Source organism: Aeromonas sp. 2692-1, assembly GCF_013085505.1.
In the GTDB taxonomy this organism is placed as follows: domain Bacteria; phylum Pseudomonadota; class Gammaproteobacteria; order Enterobacterales; family Aeromonadaceae; genus Aeromonas; species Aeromonas hydrophila.
In genome coordinates this window covers 2,183,674-2,206,885 of the sequence record NZ_CP038513.1, presented here as the reverse complement: position 1 = coordinate 2,206,885, position 23,212 = coordinate 2,183,674, and the positions used below count along the sequence as shown (strand labels likewise).

Annotated in this window: 19 protein-coding genes and 1 pseudogene; 12 read left to right on the top strand and 8 right to left on the bottom strand. The window is 63.6% G+C overall.

Going from position 1 to position 23,212, the window contains the following annotated elements; translation table 11 throughout:
• Positions 1 to 99 precede the first annotated feature (99 nt).
• Positions 100 to 1,112 (top strand): annotated as a pseudogene (locus E5E97_RS10675) (ABC transporter substrate-binding protein).
• 73 nt (positions 1,113 to 1,185) lie between these two features.
• Here E5E97_RS10675 and ligA read toward each other — a convergent pair.
• From ligA to E5E97_RS10660, 3 genes are all read right to left on the bottom strand, one after another.
• On the bottom strand, positions 1,186 to 3,192 hold the full coding sequence (gene ligA, locus E5E97_RS10670; RefSeq protein WP_130632820.1) for an NAD-dependent DNA ligase LigA: 2,007 nt from the start codon (positions 3,190 to 3,192) through the stop codon (positions 1,186 to 1,188).
• A 99-nt stretch (positions 3,193 to 3,291) separates the two neighbouring features.
• Entirely contained in the window at positions 3,292 to 4,404 is a 1,113-nt protein-coding gene (zipA, locus tag E5E97_RS10665; RefSeq protein WP_011705144.1) for a cell division protein ZipA, read from the bottom strand.
• A gap of 15 nt (positions 4,405 to 4,419) precedes the next feature.
• Positions 4,420 to 7,794 (bottom strand): AAA family ATPase, encoded by a 3,375-nt coding sequence (locus E5E97_RS10660; RefSeq protein WP_118881706.1) that lies wholly within the window; start codon positions 7,792 to 7,794, stop codon positions 4,420 to 4,422.
• 109 nt (positions 7,795 to 7,903) lie between these two features.
• Here E5E97_RS10660 and cysZ point away from each other — a divergent pair, with 109 nt between their 5' ends.
• Entirely contained in the window at positions 7,904 to 8,668 is a 765-nt protein-coding gene (gene cysZ / locus E5E97_RS10655; protein ID WP_011705142.1) for a sulfate transporter CysZ, read from the top strand.
• Between the two features lie 142 nt (positions 8,669 to 8,810).
• Entirely contained in the window at positions 8,811 to 9,425 is a 615-nt protein-coding gene (locus tag E5E97_RS10650) for a trimeric intracellular cation channel family protein (RefSeq protein ID WP_011705141.1), read from the top strand.
• Positions 9,426 to 9,519: 94 nt separating this feature from the next.
• Here the strand turns inward: E5E97_RS10650 and E5E97_RS10645 are convergent, their stop codons facing one another.
• The 4 genes from E5E97_RS10645 to E5E97_RS10630 all read right to left on the bottom strand — a co-directional run bounded on the left by E5E97_RS10645 (position 9,520) and on the right by E5E97_RS10630 (position 12,896).
• Complete coding sequence (locus E5E97_RS10645) at positions 9,520 to 9,771, bottom strand: hypothetical protein (RefSeq protein WP_005303367.1); 252 nt, start codon at positions 9,769 to 9,771, stop codon at positions 9,520 to 9,522.
• Between the two features lie 92 nt (positions 9,772 to 9,863).
• On the bottom strand, positions 9,864 to 10,409 hold the full coding sequence (locus E5E97_RS10640; RefSeq protein WP_011705140.1) for a DUF882 domain-containing protein: 546 nt from the start codon (positions 10,407 to 10,409) through the stop codon (positions 9,864 to 9,866).
• A 150-nt stretch (positions 10,410 to 10,559) separates the two neighbouring features.
• A complete protein-coding gene (locus E5E97_RS10635) occupies positions 10,560 to 12,044 on the bottom strand; it encodes a murein L,D-transpeptidase (protein ID WP_049048373.1) in 1,485 nt (494 codons plus the stop codon).
• Between the two features lie 81 nt (positions 12,045 to 12,125).
• Positions 12,126 to 12,896, bottom strand: a complete 771-nt coding sequence (locus E5E97_RS10630) for an ABC transporter substrate-binding protein (protein WP_016349903.1) — start codon at positions 12,894 to 12,896, stop codon at positions 12,126 to 12,128.
• 326 nt (positions 12,897 to 13,222) lie between these two features.
• Here E5E97_RS10630 and E5E97_RS10625 point away from each other — a divergent pair, with 326 nt between their 5' ends.
• The 5 genes from E5E97_RS10625 (at position 13,223) to E5E97_RS10605 (ending at position 18,733) form a co-directional block, all read left to right on the top strand.
• Positions 13,223 to 13,768 (top strand): hypothetical protein, encoded by a 546-nt coding sequence (locus E5E97_RS10625; RefSeq protein WP_016349902.1) that lies wholly within the window; start codon positions 13,223 to 13,225, stop codon positions 13,766 to 13,768.
• 56 nt (positions 13,769 to 13,824) lie between these two features.
• Complete coding sequence (locus tag E5E97_RS10620) at positions 13,825 to 14,886, top strand: glycosyltransferase family 2 protein (protein ID WP_118881707.1); 1,062 nt, start codon at positions 13,825 to 13,827, stop codon at positions 14,884 to 14,886.
• Positions 14,883 to 15,254, top strand: coding sequence for a GtrA family protein (locus E5E97_RS10615; RefSeq protein WP_005303379.1), 372 nt, complete (start codon positions 14,883 to 14,885; stop codon positions 15,252 to 15,254). Before E5E97_RS10620 ends, E5E97_RS10615 begins: the two co-directional genes overlap by 4 nt.
• A complete protein-coding gene (locus E5E97_RS10610; protein ID WP_011705134.1) occupies positions 15,254 to 16,417 on the top strand; it encodes a membrane protein in 1,164 nt (387 codons plus the stop codon). Before E5E97_RS10615 ends, E5E97_RS10610 begins: the two co-directional genes overlap by 1 nt.
• A gap of 207 nt (positions 16,418 to 16,624) precedes the next feature.
• A complete protein-coding gene (locus tag E5E97_RS10605; protein ID WP_118881709.1) occupies positions 16,625 to 18,733 on the top strand; it encodes an alpha-amylase in 2,109 nt (702 codons plus the stop codon).
• A 97-nt stretch (positions 18,734 to 18,830) separates the two neighbouring features.
• Here the strand turns inward: E5E97_RS10605 and E5E97_RS10600 are convergent, their stop codons facing one another.
• Positions 18,831 to 19,457 carry a glutathione S-transferase gene (locus E5E97_RS10600; RefSeq protein WP_118881710.1) on the bottom strand — a complete coding sequence of 209 codons (627 nt, stop codon included), beginning with the start codon at positions 19,455 to 19,457 and terminating at the stop codon, positions 18,831 to 18,833.
• A gap of 159 nt (positions 19,458 to 19,616) precedes the next feature.
• Here E5E97_RS10600 and E5E97_RS10595 point away from each other — a divergent pair, with 159 nt between their 5' ends.
• The 4 genes from E5E97_RS10595 (at position 19,617) to E5E97_RS10580 (ending at position 23,138) form a co-directional block, all read left to right on the top strand.
• The gene (locus E5E97_RS10595) at positions 19,617 to 20,261 is read left to right on the top strand and encodes a response regulator transcription factor (protein ID WP_118881711.1); all 645 of its coding nucleotides are present in this window, start codon (positions 19,617 to 19,619) and stop codon (positions 20,259 to 20,261) included.
• An 87-nt stretch (positions 20,262 to 20,348) separates the two neighbouring features.
• Positions 20,349 to 20,930: a TetR/AcrR family transcriptional regulator gene (locus E5E97_RS10590; RefSeq protein ID WP_043163093.1), complete on the top strand. Its 582-nt coding sequence runs from the start codon at positions 20,349 to 20,351 to the stop codon at positions 20,928 to 20,930.
• A 71-nt stretch (positions 20,931 to 21,001) separates the two neighbouring features.
• Positions 21,002 to 21,871, top strand: a complete 870-nt coding sequence (locus E5E97_RS10585) for an alpha/beta hydrolase (protein ID WP_171280250.1) — start codon at positions 21,002 to 21,004, stop codon at positions 21,869 to 21,871.
• Between the two features lie 121 nt (positions 21,872 to 21,992).
• Positions 21,993 to 23,138: a patatin-like phospholipase family protein gene (locus tag E5E97_RS10580; protein ID WP_024946021.1), complete on the top strand. Its 1,146-nt coding sequence runs from the start codon at positions 21,993 to 21,995 to the stop codon at positions 23,136 to 23,138.
• The last annotated feature ends 74 nt before the right edge of the window (positions 23,139 to 23,212 follow it).

Below are 23,212 nucleotides of genomic sequence, written 5' to 3'. Positions count from 1 at the left end.
CAAGCCTGATGCGGGCTGGCGCCCGATACCGGCCAGAGGGAAAAAGATTTCCCTTCCGACAGTAATTGACCGGGACAGGTTTGCACCAAGATGGACATAATGAATGACAACTCCTCTTGTTCGATGGGAAGCGACATGACCAACCCGCTATTGCTGTTACTGCTGCTGTGTGCCCTCCCGTTGCGGTTGTGGGCGGCCGAGATTCTGGTGATCAGCAGCTACCACCCCGAATACCTGTGGGATCAGAGCTACAACGCCAGCCTGGCCGCCAACCTCAAGGGCGACCACCACATCAGCCACTTCTACATGGATACCAAACGCCGCCCCGCCGAGGAGTTTGATCAGATAGCCGAGCAGGCGCTCGCCTACTATCGCCAGGTGAAACCGGATCTGGTGGTGCTCGGCGATGACAACGCCATCAACTACCTGGCCAGCGACATCGCCTCCCTCGGCACCCCGGTGGTGTTTCTCGGCATGAACGAGAACCCGCGCCACAAGGGGCTGGTCGGCCACCCCAAGATCACCGGCGTGCTGGAGCGCCCCCTGCTCAAACGCAACATCAGCGAGATGAGCCAGCTGATGGGGGGATCAAGAAGGCACTGGTGCTGTTTGACTCGAGCAACGTGGCGCTCACCGCCATCGAGGATGAATTCAAGACCCAGACCGAGCTGCGGGTCGGCCAGACCCGGGTCAACAGCCAGCTCATCGGCGACTACAGCCTGTGGCAGGAAGCCGTGCTCAATGCCAAGCAGAGTGGTTATGAAGCCATCTTCATCGGCCTCTACCACACGCTGGTGGACGATGATGGCAAGCACGTGAGCGAGCAGACTGTGCTGGAGTGGACCAGCGCCCACAGCCCGGTGCCGCTGTTCTGTTTCTGGGAATTTTCGGTGGGCAAGGGCAAGGCCATCGGTGGCCTGGTGCTGGATGGCCGCGATCAGGGGGCCAAGGCGGCCGAGCTGGTCAACGCCATCCTGGCGGGCGCCCAGCCCAAAACCCTGGCACCGCGCGCCGCCCTGCGTGGCGAGTACGTGTTCAGCAAGAGCGAGCTGGCCCGCTGGCAGCTCACCCTGCCGGACAAGTGGCGCTACAAGATCCTCTGGCGCGATTGAGCGCTGATCAGTGCCCCCATAACAAAGAACCCGGCCATGCCGGGTTCTTTGTTTCTCTTTCTGCGTGAGCGACTCAGCCCTGCAACGCCTGTTGCAGCTCCTCTTCACTCCAGACCGTGATGCCGAGCTCCTGGGCCTTGACCAGCTTGGAGCCTGCCGCCTCCCCCGCCACCAGCACATCGGTCTTGGCCGACACCGAGCCCGCCACCTTGGCCCCCAGCGCCTGCAGCGCCGCCTTGGCGTCGTTGCGCGACAAAGTGGTGAGGGTGCCGGTCAGCACGAAGGTCTTGCCGGCAAAGGGTTGCTCCGCGGCCTCTTTCTTCTCGATGGCAGGCCAGTGGATGCCGGCGGCCAGCAGGGCCTCCAGCACCTCTATGTTGTGGGGCTGGCGCAGGAAGTAGTAGACATGCTTGGCCACTATGTCCCCCACGTCGGCCACTTCCAGCAACTGCTCCACCGAGGCGGCGCGCAGGGCGTCCAAAGTGAGGAAGTGGTTGGCGAGGTTCAAGGCGGTCGCCTCCCCCACTTCGCGGATCCCCAGCGCAAACAGGAAGCGGGGCAGCGTGGTGCTGCGGGCCGCATCGATGGCCGCCACCAGATTGAGGGCCGACTTTTGCCCCATCCGCTCGAGCCCGGCCAGCTGAATGGCGTTGAGGCTGAACAGATCGGCCGGAGTCTTCACCAGCCCCTTGTCCACCAGTTGCTCCACTATCTTGTCGCCAAGGCCGTCCACGTCCATGGCACGGCGGGCGGCGAAGTGCTTGATCGCCTCCTTGCGCTGCGCCTCGCAGAACAGGCCGCCGGAGCAGCGGGTCACCGCCTCTCCCTCCAGCCGCTCCACCGCCGAACCGCACACCGGGCACTCAGTCGGGAACAGGATCGCGCGGGCATCCGCCGGGCGCTGCGCCTCCACCACCGCCACGATCTGCGGGATCACGTCCCCGGCCCGGCGCACGATCACGGTATCGCCGATCATGACGCCAAGGCGCTCAATCTCGTCGGCATTGTGCAGGGTGGCGTTGGAGACGGTGACGCCACCGACAAACACCGGTTTGAGCTTGGCAACCGGGGTCACGGCGCCGGTGCGGCCGACCTGGAACTCGACGTTCTCAAGCTCCGTCATCTCCTCCTGGGCCGGAAACTTGTGGGCGGTGGCCCAGCGCGGGGCGCGGGCCACAAAGCCCAGCTCCTCCTGCAGGGGGATGGCATCCACCTTGTAGACCACGCCGTCAATCTCGTAGGGGAGCTCGCCACGGCGCGCCAGGATATCGTCGTGGAACGCCTGGCAACCGGCCGCCCCCTCCTTGAGCTTCACTTCAGGGCTGAGCGGCAGGCCCCACTCTTTGAGCTGATTGAGGCGACCGAAGTGAGAGCCACCGAGCTGCTCACCACCCACCCCCACTCCATAGGCGTAGAAGGCCAGCGGGCGGCTGGCGGTGATGCGTGAGTCGAGCTGACGCAGGCTGCCGGCGGCTGCATTGCGCGGGTTGACGAACACCTTCTCGCCGGCGGCCAGCGCCTTGGCGTTCATCGCCTCGAACCCCGCCTTGGGCATGAACACCTCGCCACGCACCTCAAGCCTTGCCGGCCAGCCCTCGCCGCGCAGGGACAAGGGAATGGCCTTGATGGTGCGCACGTTCTCGGTGATCTCCTCACCCGTGGTGCCATCGCCCCGGGTGGCGGCCTGCACCAGCTGGCCATCCACATAGAGCAGGCTCACCGCCAGCCCGTCCAGCTTGGGCTCGCAGCAGAAGGTAAAGCTCACCTCCCGCTTGAGGCGATCGCGCATGCGCTGCTCGAAGGCCTGCAGCTCCTCACCGCTGAACACATTGTCCAGACTCAGCATGGGGATCTCGTGGCGCACCTGTTTGAAGGCGGTCAGCGGCTGGCCACCCACCCGCACGCTCGGCGAGGCTGGCGTCTTCAGCTCGGGGTGCTCGGCTTCCAGCGCGATCAGCTCGCGCATCAGGCGATCGTATTCGGCGTCCGGCACCGTGGGGTTGTCCAGCACATAGTACTGATGACCGTACTCGATCAGCAGCTCACACAGTTGACGGTGGCGGGAGAGGATATCGCTCATGAAAAAGTCTCGAAGTGTGATGGAAAAACCGGCCAGCGGACCAATAAAAATGCGGCACCTGGGTACCGCACTTTTTATTCATTCGACCCGCATGGCGTATTAGTCGCGACTGGCCTCGTAGGCGGCCAGCTCATGCCGGTAACGGGCGATGGTCTCGTCGCTCAGCGGGCTGCGATCCATATCCGTCAGCATGGCATCGAGATCGCTTGCCAGCTGATCGGCGGCCTGCAGCATGTCCTCGAAGGCAAACGCAGCGTTGCTGCGCAGCGGCAGCTGCATGAAGAGTGACACGCCCGGGGTGGCGAACTGCTCCATCCGGTACGGGTTGAAGGTGCCCGGCTTGACCATGTTGATCATGGAGAAGAGCACTTCACCCTTGCCGTTCGGGTCTTCGTGACGGTGGAAAATATCCATCTCGCCAAACTTGAAGCCCAGCGCCAGCAGGGAAGAGAGCAGGGTGGCCCCTTGCAGATCGTGACCCGGACGGCCCATCAGGTTGATGACATAGACATCCTGCCAGATCTTCTCGACCGGCGCGGCACGTACCGGCTCCTCATAGACGGGCTCCTCGTAGGCAGGCTCGGGGGCTGCATGACGGGGCTGTGCCTGGTATTCGGGAGCGGCGACCGGGGCCGGCTCGCGGGCACCGAAAGTGGGTGCGGTCGCGTAGGCGGGCTCGACCAGCGGCTCTTCGTCCAGCGGTTGCAGCAGCGGCTCGCGCTGGGGACGGGAACGGTGGACCGGGGTACGGCGAATGACCTGGGCGGGCTTGCGCACCGGCGCGGCAGGCACTTCCTCGACGGCTGCGGCAACCGGCTCCTCGAACTCCTCCTCGTCTTCTTCATAGACGGGGGGCGGCGGCACGGGGCGGGCGGCAGGCTTGCGTACCACGGGCGGCGGCAGATCGGCGTCGTCATCTTCATCATCGAAGGCGGGCGCAGGCGCACGACGGCTGACTTCCGGCTGGCGGGGCTCATCATGGTGGAGTTTGGGCTCGGCACGACGGCCACCGCTGACCACTCGCACCTGACCGATGCCATCGCTGTCGAAGGCGTCGTTGTCACGATCCCGTGATTTGGATTCCATCCGGCCCAGAGGTTTCTCTTTGATCGGTGCCTGACGATTCTTTCTGTTGCTCCACAACCCGTGAATGAGCAATGCCGCGATGGCAATACCGCCCAGGGCAACCAAGATGTAACGCAATTCCTGCATTAGCTGCTTCTCTTTCTAGTTTTGCTCAGCCAAAGCGACGGCTTCACCGATATCGACCGACACTATGCGCGAAACCCCGGGCTCTTGCATCGTGACGCCAACCAGCTGCTCAGCCATCTCCATGGAGACCTTATTATGACTGATGTAAACGAACTGTACTGTGCTCGACATCTCTTTGACAAGAGAACAGAAGCGACCGACGTTCACTTCATCGAGCGGTGCATCCACCTCATCCAGCAGACAAAATGGTGCTGGGTTGAGTCTGAAGATGGCAAAAACCAGCGCAAGTGCGGTTAACGCCTTCTCCCCCCCGGAAAGCAGGGCAATGGTAGCATTCTTCTTACCCGGAGGTCTCGCCATGATGCTCACTCCGGCCTCCAAAAGATCATCGGAGGTGAGCTCAAGCCAGGCACTGCCCCCCCCGAACACTTTCGGAAAGAGGGATTTTAAATCTTCGTTGACCTTATCGAAAGTATCCCGGAACCGTATTTGTGTCTCTTTATCAATTCTTTTAATGGCTTGGCTCAAGGTTTCCAGCGCCTGTTCCAGATCCTGACACTGGTTTTCCAGGTAGCTTGAGCGGGTTTTCGCCTCTTCATACTCCTCGAGGGCCGCCAGGTTGATGGCGCCAAGCGCCTCCACCTGTGCCTCCAGGGTCTGGATCTCCTGGCGCAGCTTGCCGCGATCAGCGGCAATCAGCACCGCCTGATCGAGATCCACCAGCCGCACGCCCAGCTCTTCGAACTGCTCGTGCAGCCCCTGCCGGCGCGTCAGGTTGCGTTCACGCTCAAGGCGCAGGGTCGCCAGCTTCTCCTGAATTTGCACCAGCTGCTTGTGATCGGCGCTTCTGGCCTGCTCCAGTTCGGTCAGCTGACGCTCCAGCTCCGCAAGCCGCTGATGACAGGCAAGCTGCTGTGCCTCAAGATTGCGCTGCTCGGCCAGCAGGGGCGACAGATCCTGACCCGGCGTAGCGCCCGGCTCCTTGAGCTCGGCCAGCTCCAGCCCGAGGCGGGCCAGCTCCTGTTCGCGCAGGGCGATGAGCTGGCGCAGGTTCTGCTGCTCCAGTTGCAGCCGCTGGCAGGCGGCCTGCTGCTGCTCCCGGCGCAGGCGCGCCTCCTCCAGCGCCCGCTCCGCCCCGCTTGCCTGCTCCTGGGCGAGCAGCAGCGCCTCGGCGAGCCCCTCGCCCTGTTCCTGCAACTCGCCAAGGGCCGCTTCGCCCTGCTCAAGCCGCTCCCCAGCCGACGCCAGCCGCTCGGCCTCCTCGGCCTGCTCCTGGTCGAGCCTGATCAGCTCTTCCCCCAGCTGGCCGAGGCGCTGCAACCGCTCCTGCCGTTGCCCCTCGCGCAGGCTCCAGGCTTCGCGCAGTTGCTGCCACTGCAGCTCCTGCTCGCGCAGGGTACGCTGAGCCAGCTCATGGGCGCCGTGCAGCTGGGCCCGCGTCGCATCGGCGGCGGCAAGCTGCTCATCGAGCCGGCGCAGCGCCTGCCGACCTGCGCTCTGCTCGGTGTGCAACCGCTCACGCTCGCCGAGCAGCGCCAGGGTACCGAGGGCCATGCCCTCCCCCAGATCCGCCCAGTTGGGACCAAACCAGTCGCCCGCAGGAGTGAGCAGCGACTCACCGGCCGCCAGGCTCGGCTGGCGGGCCAATGCAGCCTCCTGGCTCTCCACCAGCCAGATGGCATTGAGGAAGGAAGGAATGTGCTCGCCGTCCAGTTGCGCCGCCAGGGTACCGGCAACCGCCGGTTGGGCCGGGCCGATCCAGAGCCCGGATTGCGTCAGATTGCACTCATCCGCCGGGGTGGCGGTGAGCCAGCGGCCGAGCACCTTGTCCAGCCCCCGGGCCCACTCGGGGGGCACCTGCAGCCGATCCGCCAGGGTGGCGCCCGCCATCTGCTCTCCCAGGATCTGATCCAGGGTGGCGAGGCGAGCCTCCAGCTCGCGCAGCAAGCCCTGCTGGTGACCCTGCTCTGTCTTGAGTGCTTCATGATGTGCCACCGCGGCCTGCCACGCCGCTTCGGACTCCTCATGGCGGGCGCGGGAGAGCGCGAGCTCCGCCGCCAGCGCATCGAGCGCCGGTTGCAGGTTCTCCCCTTCCCCGCCAAGGGGCCCGGCCTGTTCATCTTCCAGCTTGAGACGGGCCAGCCGGGTCTTGGCCTGCAGTTCCTGCAGACCGTTCACCTCGGCGCGGGTCTGGTTTAGCCGTCCCTGTAACTGGCCCAGCTGCTGCTGCCACTGCTGCTGGCGCTGACGCGCCTGCTCGAGCCGCTCGGTCGCCGCCGCGCGCACGCTCTGCTGGTCGGTAAGCAACTGCTCACACTGCTCGAGGCGCGCCGACGCGACCTCGCCCTGCAACGTGCTTTCGCTCAGCTGTTCCAGCTGGCCGGCCAGCTGGGCCTTGAGCCCCTCGCTACGCTCGCCGAGGGCTTGCCGCCTTGCCTGCCAGTCGCGGCCAAGCTCGCTCTGGTGCAGTTGCTGCTGCTCGAGACGGGCGATGGCCTGCCCGCCGAGAAAAATCTGTTGCTGGCGGCTGGCCTGCTCGGCCTGCGCCTCCTGGCGGGCCACCGACAGCGTGACGTGACGCCCCTCGTCAGCAGTGCGCTTGGCATCGAGCGCCGCCAGCGCCTGCTCGGTCTGGGCCAGTTCGGTCTTGGCCTCGCCGAGGCGCGTCTCCAGCGCCCACAGTTCCGAGCCGATCAGCTCGGCGCGGGCGGCGCGCGAACGGCTCTTGAGCTGCTTGTAGCGCTCGGCGGTCTCGGCCTGGGCCTTGAGATGCTCGAGGCGTGAGCCCAGTTCGCCGCGGATGTCGCCGAGGCGCTCCAGGTTCTCCTGGGTATGGCGGATGCGCTGCTCGGTCTCGCGGCGCCGCTCCTTGTAGCGGGATACCCCGGCGGCCTCTTCCATGAACAACTTGAGATCGGCCGGGCGGGACTCCACCAGCCGACTGACGGTGCCCTGTTCGATGATGGCGTAGCTGCGAGGCCCGAGGCCGGTGCCGAGAAAGAGGTCGGTCACGTCCTTGCGACGGCACTTCTGGCCGTTGATCTGGTAGTGGTTGGAGCCGTCGCGCAGCACTTCGCGGCGCACCGAGATCTCGGTAAAGCGGCCGAACTCGCCGGGCACCCGGTTGTGGGGATTGTCGAACACCAGCTCCACCGAGGCACGGCCGTGGGCGCTGCGGTTGACGGAGCCGTTGAAGATGACGTCGGTCATGTTTTCGCCGCGCAGATGGCGGGCGGAGCTCTCCCCCAGCACCCAGCGCACGGCGTCGATCACATTGGATTTGCCGCAGCCGTTGGGGCCCACCACGGCGGTCATGTCGGCGTTGAGTTCGATGCGGGTCGGCTCGACAAACGACTTGAAACCGGCGAGTTTGATCAATTTCAGACGCATGGCGGCCTATGTGGGTAACGAAATAAAGAGGAGGCGGGCAGGCGACTTTACCAAATCAAAAGCTTGTTTGTAATATGCAGGCAGTTTCCCATGAACAGATGGAGCTCAGATGAGCCACTCACCCCGTATGGTAAAAGACTCGATCAGCGGCGCAGACTACTTCCTGCGCGGCTTCTCGCTCATTCGCCAGCCCGGCATCCGCACCTTCGTGCTGATCCCCCTGCTGGTCAACTTCGTGCTGTTTGCCGGGGCCTTCTACGCCCTGCTGCTGCAGCTGGACGGCCTGTTCGGCTGGCTGCACCAGCAGATCCCGAGCTGGCTCGACTGGCTGGACTATCTGCTCTGGCCCATCGCCCTCATCACCATCCTGGTGGTCTTCTCCTTCCTGTTCAGCTCGGTGGCCAACTGGATAGCGGCTCCCTTCAACGGCCTGCTGGCGGAGAAGGTGGAACAGGCCCTCACCGGCGAGACCGTCAGCGATACCGGCATGCTGGACATCGTCAAAGACGTGCCGCGCACCTTCGGCCGCGAGTGGACCAAGCTCAAATACTACCTGCCCAAGGCCATCGGCTGCCTGATCCTGTTCCTCATTCCGGTGGTGGGCCAGACCCTGGCGCCGGTGCTCTGGTTCCTGTTCAGCGCCTGGATGATGGCGATCCAGTACGTCGACTATCCGTTCGACAACCACAAGATCGACTTCATCACCATGCGCGACGCCCTCAAGCAGCGGCGCGGCAAGTGCCTGAGCTTCGGCGCCCTGGTCACCCTCTTCTCCGCCATCCCGGTGGTGAACCTGTTCGTGATGCCGGTGGCCATCTGCGGCGCCACCGCCATGTGGGTCGATCACTACCGCGCCGAACAGCTCAGACGCTGAGCCGGTTGGTGGTGACAACGGGGCTCCCTTGGGGGCCCCGTTTCATTTTTGCATTATAAAAAATAATGCATGGCCTTCATTGCTTGTCCACTATAGCGCGAGTTGATAGGATGCGGAGCTTTCTCGCACCCTGGGATATCTCATGTTACATGCACTCTTCTTGCTGGGCCTGGTGGCCGAAGGGATGACAGGCGCGCTGGCCGCGGGCCGGCGACGGATGGATCTGTTTGGCGTGGTGATCATCGCATCGGCGACCGCCATCGGGGGCGGCACCATTCGCGACGTGCTGCTGGGCCATTACCCCCTGCTCTGGGTCGAACACCCGGAGTATGTGCTGCTGGTCGCCGGCGCGGCCATGGCCGGCGTCATCTCGGCGCCGCTGATGCGCTACCTCGGCAAGCTGTTCATGGCGCTCGATGCCCTGGGGCTGGTGGTCTTCTCCATCTTCGGCGCGGCAAGGGCGCTGGAGATGGGCCACGGCGCCGGGATCGCCTGCATCATGGCGGTGGTGACGGGGGCCTTCGGCGGCGTGCTCAGAGACCTGCTCTGCCAGCGCATTCCGCTGGTGTTTCGCCGCGAGCTCTATGCCGCCATCTCGCTGGTGACGGCCGCCATCTACTGCCTGGCGCTGGATCAGGGCCTGCCCAACGACTGGGCCGCCTTCGGTGCCATCGGCATCGGTTTCGTGCTGCGTCTCCTGGCGGTGCGCTTCAAGTGGGGGCTGCCTACCTTCCACTACCAGTACGCCACGCACTGAGCGCGCCAGCTTCTGGCAAGCCGGTACGGATTGCAGCCAACAAAAAAGCGCCGGTCAGGCGCTTTTTTATATGGGCAACCGGGCTGTGGCTGCTTCAGTTGATCCCTTCCGAGCTAAAGAAGGTCGCCTTGTCGGCGATGAAACGGATCTTGATGTTCTTGCCCTCGTCGCCCCAGATGCAGCTGGTGGTCCCCAGTGCATCGTCACAACGCTCGGCCTTGCCGAGGATGCTGCTCGCCTCGGCGTAGCTGATCCCCATCTTGAGCTTGTCGTAGTTTTCACGGTTGAGCTTGCCGCAACCGGTCAGCAGCAGGGCAATCAGCCCGCCAAGCAAAATATGTTTCATCTGGTTCTCCTCTGCATGGTGTCCAGAGCCTACCAGCTCGGCCACCCCGCTGACCAGTCACCCGCCGGGCAGCGGTGGCCGGCAGCCGGCCGTTACCAGCTGCGCACCGGCCCGGTGTCGAGGTGCACGAAGTTGTCGCTCGGGTAGTAACCGACGCCGCCCACCTTGAGATGGAGCGCAGCCTTGCGCAGGTGCGCCAGCTGTACTCCGGGAATGCGCACGTCCACCGCCTGCCCCAGGGTATGGTAGCTGTGCTTGGCCACGGCGCGGCTGCGGCTGCGCTTCTGGCGGTTGGTCACGGGGGAGCGATAGCCAGAGATGAGCTGGATTTCACCGTGACGACCCAGCTTGTGCTGCAGCAGGTAGAGCTGGTCAAACAGCTTGCGGTCGATGTTGAACACTTCGTTGCGACGGTAGTCGCGAAAGATGTGGTTGAGCTCGGCCAGCCCGTCTTTCAGGTAGCGGCCGTCTTCCCAATAGCTGGCGCGCACCCGCTCGCCGGTATTGAGATTGAAGAAACTGAGTTCACGTCCTGCCGTACTGCGGCTCGCCATGGCGGGGAAGGACAGCAGCGAGCCCCCCAGCAGGCAACCGGCACCCAGCAGCAGGCGACGTCGGCTTATCTCTTGATCAAGCATCCCTTGTCCGTCCATCGCTATGTTGAGGTGAAACCGTTGAATGAATTTGATACAGGCGCTTGAAACTACCCGCCGAGCCGGCCGCTGTCAAACCGCAAGGGGCCATGAAAAAGCCCGGCGCAGGCCGGGCTTTTCACTCTGTGGCGAGGATCACAGCAAGCGACTCTGGTAGCTGACTCGATCAAATCCATAGATGTCGTTGCGCAGTTGCTGACGTCCATCCTCGTCGATCCAGCTGCTCCAGTAGACGGTGAACACCGGGATCGGGGTGGTCAGCGGCAGCCACTTGGTCTGGGTCTCTTTCAGGATGCTGGCCACCTTGTCCGGCTGGTAGCGGGAGTCCGCCAGCAGCAGCTCGGCCAGATCGTCGGCGTGCTCCACCCGGATGCAGCCGGAGCTGAAGGCACGCGCGCCCTGCTCGAACAGCGCCTTGCGCGGGGTGGAGTGCAGGTAGATGGCCTCGTTGTTGGGCAGATAGAACTTGTAGCGACCCAGCGCGTTGTGATCACCCGGCTTTTGCCGCAGCCGGTAGGGGAAGCCGGACGCCAGCGCCTGCTGCCAGCCCTCTTCGGTGAACTGCACCGGATTGCCCTCGCCGTCGATCACCTCGAACTGCTCGCGATTGAGGTAGGCGGGATCCCGTCCCAGCTTGGGCAGAATGTCCTTGCTCAGAATGGAGCGCGGCACGTGCCAGGCCGGGTTCAGCACGATGGAGCGGATCTCGCTGGCGAGGATCGGGGTCGCCCGCTGCTCCTTGCCCACGATCACCCGGCTGGTGAATACCTCGTTGCCGGACTCCACCACGCTCAGCCGATAGTCGGGGATGTTCACCAGCACGTAGCGGGCGCCGGAGAGCTGATCCACCAGGTCACGTCGCCACAGGTTGCGCAGCAGCAGGCTGGCGCGCACCTCGGGCCCGGTATTGAGCCAGCTGCGGGTCTGCCGGCCTATGATACCGTCGGCAGTCAGGCCGTGGCGGCGCTGGAACTGCTTGACGGCCTGCAGGGTCTCGGCGTCGTAGGTGGCGTCATCATGGCGCGGGGCCGTGTCGCCCAACTCGTTGAGGATGGAGCGGATCTGGCCCAGCTCCGGGGAGACTTCACCGGCCCGCAGGGTCGGCATGGTCAGGGTCGGCCACTTCTTGGCCATGGGCAGCGCCAGCAGCTTGCGCACTTCTTCGCGCACCGCGTCATATTCCGCGACCTGTGGTCTGAGCTGCCTGACCTGCTCCAGCAGGTTGTCGCCGGCCGGCTCGTGGGCCAGCGGCTTGTTGAGGTTGAGCTTGAGGGTCTGCATCTGCTCGCGGGAGACCAGATCCATGGCCCGCCACGCCTGCTGGAACCGGGCCAGCTTGCCGAACGCCTCGTCGTAGAGGGCGCCACGCTGATCCGCCGGCTTGGCCTGCAGCTTCTTCCAGAGCGTGTAAAAATCCGGGTGCAACTGGGCCAGTACGGCCTCCTGCAGCTGCAGCTCCAGCTCACGTCTGGCCTGCTCCGCGGTGCTGTTCTGATACCAGTCGTGCTGCATCGCAGCATTGCTCACCACCACCTGGCCCTCGCTGGCCTGTACCATGGCCGCCGGCCAGCAGCCCAGCCAGATCAGGTTTGCCAATGCCAGCCAATACTTCTTCCCCATGCTTACCTCAAGATCGGTTCACTTCAGCCTGTCAGACCCGGCGGTCAAGGCGCTCATGATGCGTGAATGCCCGCGACTTTACTAGCTGGCGGGCGCGTAGCGCCGCCAGATAATGTCATACTCATTTGTTGCTTTAAATTCAGCCAGTTCGCGATTGAACGCACTGACAAATTCGGGTGACAGCCGCTTCTTGCTGAACATGAAGAAGGTCGGCGCTTCATATACGGCCATGGTGTGGGGGACGATCAGATCGCTCAGCCCCTCCTCCTTCAGGCCCCAGGGGGTGGCCAGCACATCGCCGAGAAAGCCGTCGATGCGCCCCAGTACCAGCTTGCCATAGTTTTGCTCGTCATTGACCACGCTCACCTGGGCGGCATAACGGCGCAGCAACTCGCTGATCTCGGCCCCATAGTAGTAGTCCTTGGTGATGCCCAGGGTATGGCCGCTGGCCAGCCAGCTGGCCAGATCGGTTTCGGGGTAGGAGGATGACTTGCGGATCCAGAGCGCACTGCGGCCCGGATTGTAGGCATCGGAGAACCAGGCATAGCGGGCGCGATCCTCGTTGAAATAGGCCTCCATGGCGATGTCGACCGAGCCCAGTGACAGACCGTGCAGCACCCGCTTCCAAGGCATCTCCACGTAGCTGGCCTTGCAGTCGAGCCGCTTGAGCATGGCGGTGAGCGCTTCAACGGCAAAGCCGCGCAGCTCTTTCTGCCCGGCCGCCGTGCCGGCGTAATAGTGATAAGGCGGCCAGTTGTCAAAACCGACCCGCAAGGGCGAGGGACACAGACTGTTTGCCGAGGCCAGCGGCGCCAGCAAGCAGAGCATCCAGCAGCAGAGTTTCAGCTTCATGGGTCATCCTTGACTGCGTGATACGCCATCATAAATCGGCCTAGGCAAAATGGCGACAGATCCTGCCACAGCGATGCAAGCTCCCGGCCGTGTGAGCGGCGCCCTCACTTATGCTTGTCAGAGCCGGGCCCGAAATGCCCCTGGCCTGCGCCAGATCTCCGGCTCGCCAGGGCAGGTAAAATACGGGAACAGCAACATTTGGAACACCGGCCGGAAAGGGGTTAATATGTGACCAAATATATTTTTGTGATCCACTATGCTTTTTTTGCAATTGGATTAGCATATGCGCGAAATCAGCCTACAAACCGTGAGGCGCAGAGAGTGATATGACGTACAAAAAGTTTGGTTTTCTGACCGCCATCATGGCGCTGAGTGGTTTCTACCTTTATACCCTCTACCTGGCCGCCCACCCCAACGTGAGCCTGGCCTACAAGCTCTATTACCTGGAAGGCAAGACCCGCTTCTGGGAGCACAACTCCAGCATGACCTACCAGCCCGGCAACGAGCTCAATCTGACCAAACCGAGCCGTTTTCTCTCCAGTGAAGGCTGGGCCAAGAAACCGAGTGCGGACGGCACCGAACTGAGCGGCCAGGGCGGCCTCTACTTCGTGCTGCCCAAACAGCAGGCGCAGCCGGAACAGCTGACCATCCAGGCCCGGGTCAACAGCCCGCAGGCCGGTGCTCTGCTCAAGGTGGCACTGGGTCACGATTTCACCACCACCGTCAAGCTGGCCAAGGCCGGCATCAACGAGATCCGTCTCAGCCTGCCGGGCGAGTCGCTGACCTCGGACCCCAAGCGTCCCAACTTTCTGGCGCTCTCCGCCCCGACGCCGCTCAATGTCCAGTCGGTGCGCTTGACCGTCGCCCAATAAGACGTATTCTCCAATACGCTGTTTTATAAAATAATTTTCCAAATAAGGAAGTTTTCATGTCGCATGCCGATTTTCGACTCTCTCTGATCGTTCCCGTTTACAACGAGGAAGAGAGCATAGATGCCTTCATCAACGCGATAGATAACGAACTGGCGCCGCTCAAGGATCAGCTGGAAATTGTATTCGTCAACGACGGCAGCCGCGACCGCACCCGTGAGGTAGTCGAGCAGGCCATCGCCCGCGACCCGCGCGTCACCCTGGTCAACCTGGCCCGCAACTTCGGCAAGGAAGCAGCCATGACCGCCGGTCTGCATCACGCCAAGGGTGATGCCGTGGTGCCGATGGACGTGGATCTGCAGGATCCGCCCGCGCTCATTCTCGAATTCGTCAAGCTGTGGCAGACCGGCGACTACGACACCGTCTACGGCATCCGGGTGGATCGCAGCGCCGACACCCCGATGAAGCGCCTCACCGCCGGCGGCTTCTACCGCTTCTTCAACGCCCTCTCCACCAGCACCAAGCTGCCGGAGAACGCCGGTGACTTCCGCCTGATCGACCGCAAGGTGGTCGAGGCGATCAAGCAGCTGCCGGAGCGCAACCGCTTCATGAAGGGCCTGTTCGCCTGGGCCGGTTTCCGTGCCGTCGGCGTGCCCTACGAGCGCCCCGCCCGCCATGCCGGCGAGACCAAGTTCAACTACTGGAAGCTGTGGAACTTCGCCCTCGACGGCCTGATGAGCTTCTCCAGCTGGCCGCTGCGGGTATGGAGCTACGTCGGCGTCGGCGTCTCCTTCGTCGCCTTCCTCTACATCCTCAAGATCGTCACCCAGGTGGTCTTCTTCGGCATCGACGTGCCGGGTTACGCCTCCCTGATGTCGGTGGTGCTGTTCCTCGGCGGCATCCAGCTGCTGTCGCTCGGCATCATCGGCGAGTACATCGGTCGCATGTTCGTGGAAGTGAAGCAGCGCCCCGTCTACCTCATCGAAGGGGTGTACGGCCAGTATGCCAAGCAGGATGAAGAGCCGAAGCAGGATGCCACCACCGGCAGCAAGAAGAGCGCCGGCAAGAAGGCTTCTGCCGCGAAAGCCGCTGATGACCAGCAGGAGCAGGCTTCTCAATGATCTCCCGCGAGGAATTCTGGCGGCTGGTACGTTTCGGGTTTGTCGGCGGGGGGGCCACCCTCGTCGATCTGGGCACCTCCATCGCCCTGTTTCACACCTGGCCCACCATCTCGGAGCACCTGGTGACGACGCTGGCCTTTGCCATCGCCTTCTGGTTCTCCTTCTTCGGTCACCGTTACATCACCTTCCAGAAACAGGGTGCCGCCAGCAAGTTCTTGCTGGTCGCCCTCTTCTCGCTGGCGGTGCGTAACCTGATATTGAGCGGTCTGCTGTTTGCGGGTCTTTCCGGTCTGTTGCCGGTGGTGATCGCCACCCTGACGGTCACCGTGCTCACCTACCTCCTCTCCAGGATCTGGGTATTTGCCTGATGAATGACATGACTACCTCCATCACCCCTGACAATGCGGGCCCCTATCGCCCGTCACTGGCCATCAGCAGCCGTGACTGGCTGATGATCATCGCCGCCTTCGTGCTGAGCCGTGCCGCCCTCTACGGCATGGGCTATTTCGGCGTGCAGCTCTACGGCTCCCCCGACATAGGCCCGCTGCAGGCCTATTGCCAGTTCGACTGCGTCTGGTTCCAGCGCATCATCGAGAACGGCTACGATCTCTACCCGCGCTGGCTGAGCAAGGGCAATGCGGCCAACTGGGCCTTCATGCCACTCTACCCGATGATCTCCGGCACCATCTCCAACCTGCTCAACGTCGAGAGTCTGATCGGCCTGATGCTGGTGGCCAACCTGGCGTTCTTCATCAGCCTGCCGTTGATGCTGCTGGTGCTGCGCCAGCTCAAGCTGGGTGACGATACCGCCCGTTTCGGCGTCTGGCTGCTCGCCTTCTCCCCCTTCTCCGCCTACTTCGTCTCCGGCTATACCGAGTCGATGTTCATGGCGCTGATGCTGGGGATGTTCCTGTTCGCCTATCGCCAGCAGTGGCTGATGGTGGCGCTGCTCGGCGTGTTCATCTCCGCCACCCGCAACCTGGGGGTGATGATGGTGTTCCCGGTGCTGATCCTGGCGCTGCAGGCCTACGGCTGGCGCGAGTTCTTCCGCTTCACCGAGCGCGCCTTCAAGGTGGTGTTCACCCTCTGGATGATCCCGCTCGGCCTGTTCGCCTACATGTTCTACCTCTATCACCTCACCGGTGACGCGCTGGCGTTCAAGCACATCCAGGTAGCCTGGGGCCGTTACATGGACAGCCCGCTGGACTGGTGGCTGAGCGGCTTCGAGCTGGGCGGACGCAAATCCTACCTCTCCATCATGGTGATGTTTGGCTGGGCTCTGAACCTCTATCTGTTCAGCCAGAAGCGCTGGGCCGAGGCGACCCTGATGTTCATCTGCTGCACCATTCCGCTGATGACAGGGCTCAACGCCATGCCGCGCTACATGTTCGGCCTCTATCCGACCATGCTGGCGATCATCCTGCTGACCCATCGCTGGCCGGCCATTCGCCCGGCCGTGCTCTGCCTGAGCGGCATGGTGGCCTCCTTCATCGCGGTGGCCTTCGTCAACTTCAAGTTCTTCACCGTGTGACGAAAGTGGCAATGCAACAAGCCGGTCTATCGACCGGCTTTTTTATGGGCGCGACACCCCGCTCACACTTTTCCATTCTTGAAAACGTAACCATTTGAACTGATGTCACAAATCGACGGTTTGCCTGTCCAAGCCCGCCCTCATGCCTCCTAGAATGAGCCCCATTGACGGCAATCTGGTCCGCTTAACCCCAGCAAGGAATGGCTTATGCGTCGCACTCCCTCGGTTTCTCCCCTCTGGCTCGCCCTGCTGGCCAGCCCCCTCTTCCTCCATCAGGCCATGGCCGCCGAGGTGCGCCTCTACGTGGATGACCAGCCGGTCGGCGCGCCGCTGACGCTGGACAAGGGGGCCGTGCAGCTGACCCATCCGCTCACCAAGGGGAGCCACCAGATCCGCATCAGCGACGCGGGCAACAGCTGCGGCACCAGCTTCGGCCCGAGCGAGGCCAAGCCGCTCCCCTTCGGCACCGCCCAGCCCATGGACAAGTGCAGCAAGGGGCAGCACTTCAACCTGCGGGTGATGCTGGCGGGGGATTATCAGTTCACCTTCAACCCCGATACCCCCAGCCTCAAGGTGCTGCGAGCCACCAAGAAGAGCGAATTCAAGCGCCAGCCGCCAGCAGAACCCTGCATCAGCTGGGATGGCGGCCCGGTCACGGTATCCCTGAAAGGAGTCTGGCCCGACGGCACCCAGCTGCGGGACGCCTACTCCGGCCAGCAAGGGGTGGTCAAGGGCGGGAAGCTGACCCTGACGCCCAGTAAAGAGAGCGGCGGCCTGCTGCTGCTCGAGCCGGTCAAGGCGGCCACCGCGGCCCCCTTCAGCTGGGATCAGGCGAGCGTCTATTTCCTGCTGACCGACCGCTTCAACAACGGCGATCCCGCCAACGACCACAGCTTCGGACGCCAAAAGGACGGTCAGGATGAAGTGGCCACCTGGCACGGCGGTGACTTCAAGGGGCTGACCGCCAAGCTCGACTACATCAAGCAGCTTGGCATCAACGCCATCTGGATCACCCCCATGGTGGAGCAGGTGCACGGCTTCATCGGCGGTGGCGAGCAGGGCAACTTCCCCTTCTACGCCTACCACGGCTACTGGGCGCTCGACTTCACCAAGATAGATCCCAACTACGGCGACGAGGAGAGCCTCAAGACCCTGGTGGACGAGGCCCACAAGCGCGGCATCCGCATCATCCTCGACGTGGTGATGAACCACGCCGGCTACGCCACCCTCGCCGACCTGCAAGATCTGGGGCTCACCGATCTCACCCAGAACACTGGCAAACTGCCAGCCCGCTGGAACCAGTGGCAACCGAGCGGCGGCCTCAACTGGCATGGCTACAACCAGTTCATCGACTACCAGTCGCCGAAGTGGGACCAGTGGTGGAGCGGTGACTGGGTGCGGGCCGGCCTGCCCGGCTACCCGCAGCCCGGCACCGATGACGTCACCGGCTCGGTGGCAGGGCTGCCGGACTTCCTCACCGAATCCACCAAGCCGGTGGGGCTGCCGCCGCTGCTGGCGGCTAAACAGGACACCAGGGCCAAGGTGCTACCCAACGCCACCGTGAGCGACTATCTGATTGCCTGGCACACCGACTGGGTACGCCGCTTCGGCATCGACGGCTTCAGAGCCGACACCGTCAAACACCTGGAGCCCGAGGTGTGGGCCCGTCTCAAGCAGGCCGGCACCGCCGCCCTCAAGGAGTGGAAAGCCGCCAACCCCACCAAGAAGCTCGATGACCTGCCCTTCTACATGGTGGGCGAGGTGTGGGATCACGGGGTGGCCAAGGATTTCTGGTATCAAAACGGCTTCGATTCGCTGATCAACTTCGACTATCAGCGCGAGTTCGCCCTGCCCCAGGCCCAGTGCCTGGCCAGCGCCGAGCCCACCTATGCCGGCTACGCCAGCCGCATCAATCAGGACCCCGAGTTCAACGTGCTGAGCTACATCAGCTCCCACGACACCAAGCTGTTCTTCGGCGACTATCAGGACGTGCCGTTGCAGCGCCGGGTCGCCAGCAGCTTCATGCTGCTGCCGGGCGGCATCCAAATCTACTACGGCGATGAGTCCGGCCGCGGGCTCGCCAAGGATGGCGGCGTGTTCGATCAGGCACTGCGTTCCGACATGAACTGGCAGGAGCTGGCCGGCGGCGAGAAGGCCGAGCTGGTCAAACACTGGCAACGGCTCGGCCAGTTCCGCGCCGCCCACCCGGCGGTGGCGGCGGGCAGCCACAAGAAACTGGCCGACAGCCCCTATGCCTTCGTGCGGGAGAAGGGGGATGACAAGGTGGTGGTGGTGTTCGCCGGCCGCCAGCCGTAATCCAGCTTAAGGAATCAAACCCAAACTAGAGAGGGGAGCCAGTGGCTCCCCTCTCTGTTTACACCAGTCGTTCAAACAGGCTGTTTCACCCGCGGGTTCACTGCGGCTGATGAGCGGCTGCCGGCCACTGCAGGCGTGCCTTGACCAGGGTCTGCTGCCACAGCGGCCAGGCCAGCAGCGCCTGCTGATAGGCGCCCGCCTGCCCGGGCAGCTGGATGCCGTAGCTCGCCAGCCGGTAGGCCATCACCGCATAGAAGGCATCGAGGATCCCCGCCTCGCCAAAATAGAAGGGGCCCCGTGCCTGGGACCAGATGGTCTGCAGCCGGGCCAGCTCGCCGATGGCCTCCACCGGCGGTTCGCTGCGGGTCGGGGCGCCGAGGAAGAAGGGCAGCAGGGTGCGAATTTGGCGAAAACCGGCGTGCAGCTCGGCGCAGAGACTGCGGGCCAGCGCCCGCTCGGCTCGCGCTTCGGGATAGAGCCGGCGCGCGGGGCAGAGCTCATGCAGGAACTCGGCGATGGCCAGCGAGTCGTGTATCCGCACGCCATCGTGATCGAGCCAGGGCACCAGGCCGGCGGGGGCCAGTCGCTTGAGCCGCTGCAGCTCCTTGGCATCCTCCAGGTCGAACACCTGCTCCTGCCACTCCAGCCCGCTCATGGCCAGCACCAGTGCCGCCCGCATCGCCCAGGTGGAGCCAGTGCCCACCGTCAATACCAGAGATCCCATCTATTGCCTCCTGCATGGGTTGTTCATGACCATCCCATCTGCCCCAATGGCCCGACATCCGACGGTCGCTTCACATTTGCACGCCGGCAGGTTTGACCCTCTCCGGGAGCGGTGCTAGTTTGATTTTCCAAAACAATCAGTTAGCAACTAATGTGAGCAATGGACAGCCAATTTACCATCGTCATCGCAGATGACCACCCCCTGTTTCGGGGCGCCCTCTATCAAGCGGTGCACATGGCCATCGACGATGCCCAGCTGCTGGAAGCGGACTCCATCGACAGCCTGGCCCACCTGCTGGGTGAGCACCCGGAAGTCGACCTGCTGCTGCTCGATCTCAAGATGCCGGGGGCCAACGGCTTCTCCGGCCTCGCCCACCTGCGCGGCCAATATCCCGACCTGCCTATCGTGGTGGTGTCGGCTTCGGAAGAGCCCGCCATCATCCAGCAGGTGCTGCGGCTCGGCGCGCTCGGCTTCATCCCCAAATCGGCGCCGATGAAGGAGCTGGTCAACGCCCTCAATACGGTGATCGGGGGTGACAACTGGGTGCCGGCCGGCATCTCGCTCCACCCCGAGCCCACTGACGGCGCCGATTTCGCCAGCAAGCTGGCCAGCCTCACCCCCCAGCAGTACAAGGTGCTGGTGATGCTGCGCGACGGCAGCCTCAACAAGCAGATCGCCTGGGAGCTCAACGTCTCCGAGGCCACCATCAAGGCCCACATCACTGCTATCTTCAGAAAACTCGGTGTCAAGAACCGCACCCAGGCGGTTATCGCCCTGCAGCAGATGGATATCAAGGAGGGTTAGCCCTCCCATCCAGCCCTCAACGTATCTGCCGCTCGACAAATAGCACGGTCGTACTTTATGCTGCCCAGATCAATGAAGGAGAGTGCGATGAGCAAGGGCCGGCTGACCCGCGACAACATTTTGCAGACTGCGTTCGAGCAGGCTAGCCAGCAGGGGCTGGAGAGCCTCACCATCGGCTCCCTTGCCAGCGCCTGCGAGATGTCGAAAAGCGGCCTGTTCGCCCACTTCCAGTCCCGCGACAACCTGCAGATTGCCGTGCTGGAGTACGCCGCCGAGGTGTTCCGGGAGCGGGTGATCCAGCCGGTGCGCCAGCAGCAGCACGGCAGCCAGCGAGCGAAGCTGACGGCCCTGCTGCAGGCCTGGCTGGCCTGGAACCAGTGCTTCGCCGGTCGCTGCATGTTCCTCGACGCCTGGACCTCGGCCCAAGAAGGTGAGGTGCAACAGGCCGCCCGCCAGCTGGTGCGTTTCTGGCTCGACTACCTGGCCCGCCAGGTGGTGCAGGGACAGAGCGAGGGCGAGTGGCGCAGCGACATGGATCCCTGGCGCGCCGTCTATCGCCTCTATGGTCTCTATCTGGCGGATCAGGTATTCAATGCCCTCGATCTGTGTCAGGATCCGGCCCGCCACTTCTGGCCCGAAGTGGAGTTGCTGCTGGATGGCTGGCGCTGATGGATTGACCTCTCTTTTTTAAAACCGACAAAAAAGCACGACCGTTCGCACATAAAAACCACAGGATGACCATGAGCAGCAAGATCTACTTCAACACCCGCCGCTTCAGCCCGAGCAAATGGCTGCTTGGCCTTGGCACCCGCTTGCATCACACCCTGGCCCCCGCTCACGCCAAGCGCACCGCCAGCAAGCTGCTGCTCACCCCCCAGCGCAACCAGCGGGATGACACGGCACCGGCCGAACTGGTCAAACAGGCCGTGCACACCAGCGAAGGCACCCTGATGAGCTACCGACTCGGCCAGGGGCCGGTCTGGCTGCTGATGCACGGCTGGTCAGGCAGCGCCGGCCAGTTCTACCCGCTGATGAGCCACATCGCGGCCCAGGGCTTCACGGCCATTGCCTACGATCACCCGGCCCACGGCCACAGCGCCGGCCATACCGGCCACCTGCCCCGCTTCGTGCGCGCCTTCGACGAACTGGTGGAAAAGATGACCGCGGAGTGCGGCCCACTGCAGGGCGTCATCGCCCACAGCATGGGGGGCGCCGTCACCCTCTCCAGCCGCCGACGCGAGCTGGATGCCCTGCCGCTGCTGCTCATCTCGCCGGTGCTCGACTACGTGCCCCAGCTCTACGGCATGGTGGCGCGCTCCGGCTACTCCATCCGGCTGTTCGATGCGGTGGTCAAGGAGATTGAGCAGGAGTACCAGCACCCCCTGAGCACGGTCGACCCGCTGGGGCGGCTCGCCGGCCGCAGCGGGCCCGCCATCATAGTGCACGACGAGGAGGACCGCTTCGCACCGCACGGCGATTCCCTGCGCGCCACCCAGGATGGCCGCACCCGGCTGGTGAGCACCCGCGGCCTCGGCCACGGCCGCATCCTCGCCAGTGCCCCCGCATTCGCCGCGTTCGATCAGCTGAGCGCCGCCCGCCGCGCCAACTAAACAGCCTCAAAAAGGGCCTGCAAAAAATGGTTGGCAGGCCTGTTTTTATATTTGATACAGCGTCTTATAGTTAAATTGCTCGGTGGCAACACCCCCAGTGGCATGCATAAGGCGCAGTATCATGGCCAAACCCAACACAGCTCTTCTGTTGACCGGTGGTGGTGCCCGTGCCGCCTATCAGGTCGGCGCCCTCAAGGCGATCGCCGAGTTCTATCCCCGCAATCTCGGCATTCCGTTTCCCATCCTGTGCGGCACCTCGGCCGGCGCCATCAATGTCACCGCGCTGGCCTGCTACGCCTCCTGCTTTCATCTGGGGGTACGCAAGCTGGAGTGGGTCTGGCGCCGCTTCGAGACCCACCACATCTTCGACTTTCACCCGGGGCGCCTGTTGTGGCGGCTGATGTATGAGGGCTCGGCGGGGCTCATCAATCCCCACACCAACCACGCCTTTCACCTGTTCGACAACGCGCCGCTGCGCCGCCTGCTGGATCAGCTCATCGACTATCACCGCATCGACGACAACATCCTCTACGGCAGTCTGGAGGCGCTGGCCATCACCGCCTCCGACTACGACGACGGCCTCTCAACCACCTTCTTTCAGGGGCGAGCCGAGCACCTGCCGTGGGAGCGGGCCAGACGGCGCGGGCTGCGCACCCTGCTCACCTCGGATCACCTGCTCGCCTCCTCGGCGCTGCCGTTCGTCTTCCCGGCCACCCACATCGGCGACAAGTTCTACGGCGACGGCTCCATCCATCAGTTGAGCCCGCTCAGCCCCGCCATCCACCTGGGGGCGGAGCGGATCCTGCTGATCACCCTGGATCCACCGGCGCACACGGCGCCCACCTTCCACCATGGCCACCTGACCAGCTCCAACATCGCCAGCCACCTGCTGGACACCGTCTTCACCGATACCCTCAACTCGGACCTGGAGCGGTTGTGGCGCATCAACCAGACCCTGGATCTCATCCCGGAGCGGGAGCGCAACCGGTTGAAACTCAAACGGGTGGAGACCTGCGTGCTCAAGCCGAGCCAGGATCTCGACCTGCTGGCGCTGGCCTATCTGCGCAAACTGCCGGTGCACCTGCGCCGCCTGCTGCGGGTACTGGGGGTGACGGGGGACGAGACCAGCAGCCTGGCCAGTTTCCTGATGTTTTATCCTGGCTACTGCCAGCAGCTGATCAAGCTGGGCTACCTGGATACCTTGAACGAGCGCCGGCGGGTCGAAGCGTTTCTGGGGATAGAGGAGATGGTACCGGTCGAAGCCTGAAATGGGCTCTTGAAGGTGGGCCGGCGCGCCCACCAGCAAGCGGCTCACTCACCTTCGGCGAGGATAAATATACC

Bases quoted from the DNA above. Each gene is read 5' to 3' on its own strand.
- E5E97_RS10600 (WP_118881710.1), bottom strand. From the start codon at position 19,457: ATGGGATCTCTGGTATTGACGGTGGGCACTGGCTCCACCTGGGCGATG.
- E5E97_RS10615 (WP_005303379.1), top strand. From the start codon at position 14,883: ATGATCTCCCGCGAGGAATTCTGGCGGCTGGTACGTTTCGGGTTTGTC.
- cysZ (WP_011705142.1), top strand. From the start codon at position 7,904: ATGAGCCACTCACCCCGTATGGTAAAAGACTCGATCAGCGGCGCAGAC.
- E5E97_RS10595 (WP_118881711.1), top strand. From the start codon at position 19,617: ATGGACAGCCAATTTACCATCGTCATCGCAGATGACCACCCCCTGTTT.
- zipA (WP_011705144.1), bottom strand. From the start codon at position 4,404: ATGCAGGAATTGCGTTACATCTTGGTTGCCCTGGGCGGTATTGCCATC.
- E5E97_RS10650 (WP_011705141.1), top strand. From the start codon at position 8,811: ATGTTACATGCACTCTTCTTGCTGGGCCTGGTGGCCGAAGGGATGACA.
- E5E97_RS10585 (WP_171280250.1), top strand. From the start codon at position 21,002: ATGAGCAGCAAGATCTACTTCAACACCCGCCGCTTCAGCCCGAGCAAA.
- E5E97_RS10590 (WP_043163093.1), top strand. From the start codon at position 20,349: ATGAGCAAGGGCCGGCTGACCCGCGACAACATTTTGCAGACTGCGTTC.
- E5E97_RS10625 (WP_016349902.1), top strand. From the start codon at position 13,223: ATGACGTACAAAAAGTTTGGTTTTCTGACCGCCATCATGGCGCTGAGT.
- E5E97_RS10620 (WP_118881707.1), top strand. From the start codon at position 13,825: ATGTCGCATGCCGATTTTCGACTCTCTCTGATCGTTCCCGTTTACAAC.
- E5E97_RS10605 (WP_118881709.1), top strand. From the start codon at position 16,625: ATGCGTCGCACTCCCTCGGTTTCTCCCCTCTGGCTCGCCCTGCTGGCC.
- E5E97_RS10660 (WP_118881706.1), bottom strand. From the start codon at position 7,794: ATGCGTCTGAAATTGATCAAACTCGCCGGTTTCAAGTCGTTTGTCGAG.
- E5E97_RS10580 (WP_024946021.1), top strand. From the start codon at position 21,993: ATGGCCAAACCCAACACAGCTCTTCTGTTGACCGGTGGTGGTGCCCGT.
- E5E97_RS10610 (WP_011705134.1), top strand. From the start codon at position 15,254: ATGAATGACATGACTACCTCCATCACCCCTGACAATGCGGGCCCCTAT.
- E5E97_RS10645 (WP_005303367.1), bottom strand. From the start codon at position 9,771: ATGAAACATATTTTGCTTGGCGGGCTGATTGCCCTGCTGCTGACCGGT.
- E5E97_RS10635 (WP_049048373.1), bottom strand. From the start codon at position 12,044: ATGGGGAAGAAGTATTGGCTGGCATTGGCAAACCTGATCTGGCTGGGC.
- E5E97_RS10630 (WP_016349903.1), bottom strand. From the start codon at position 12,896: ATGAAGCTGAAACTCTGCTGCTGGATGCTCTGCTTGCTGGCGCCGCTG.
- ligA (WP_130632820.1), bottom strand. From the start codon at position 3,192: ATGAGCGATATCCTCTCCCGCCACCGTCAACTGTGTGAGCTGCTGATC.
- E5E97_RS10640 (WP_011705140.1), bottom strand. From the start codon at position 10,409: ATGCTTGATCAAGAGATAAGCCGACGTCGCCTGCTGCTGGGTGCCGGT.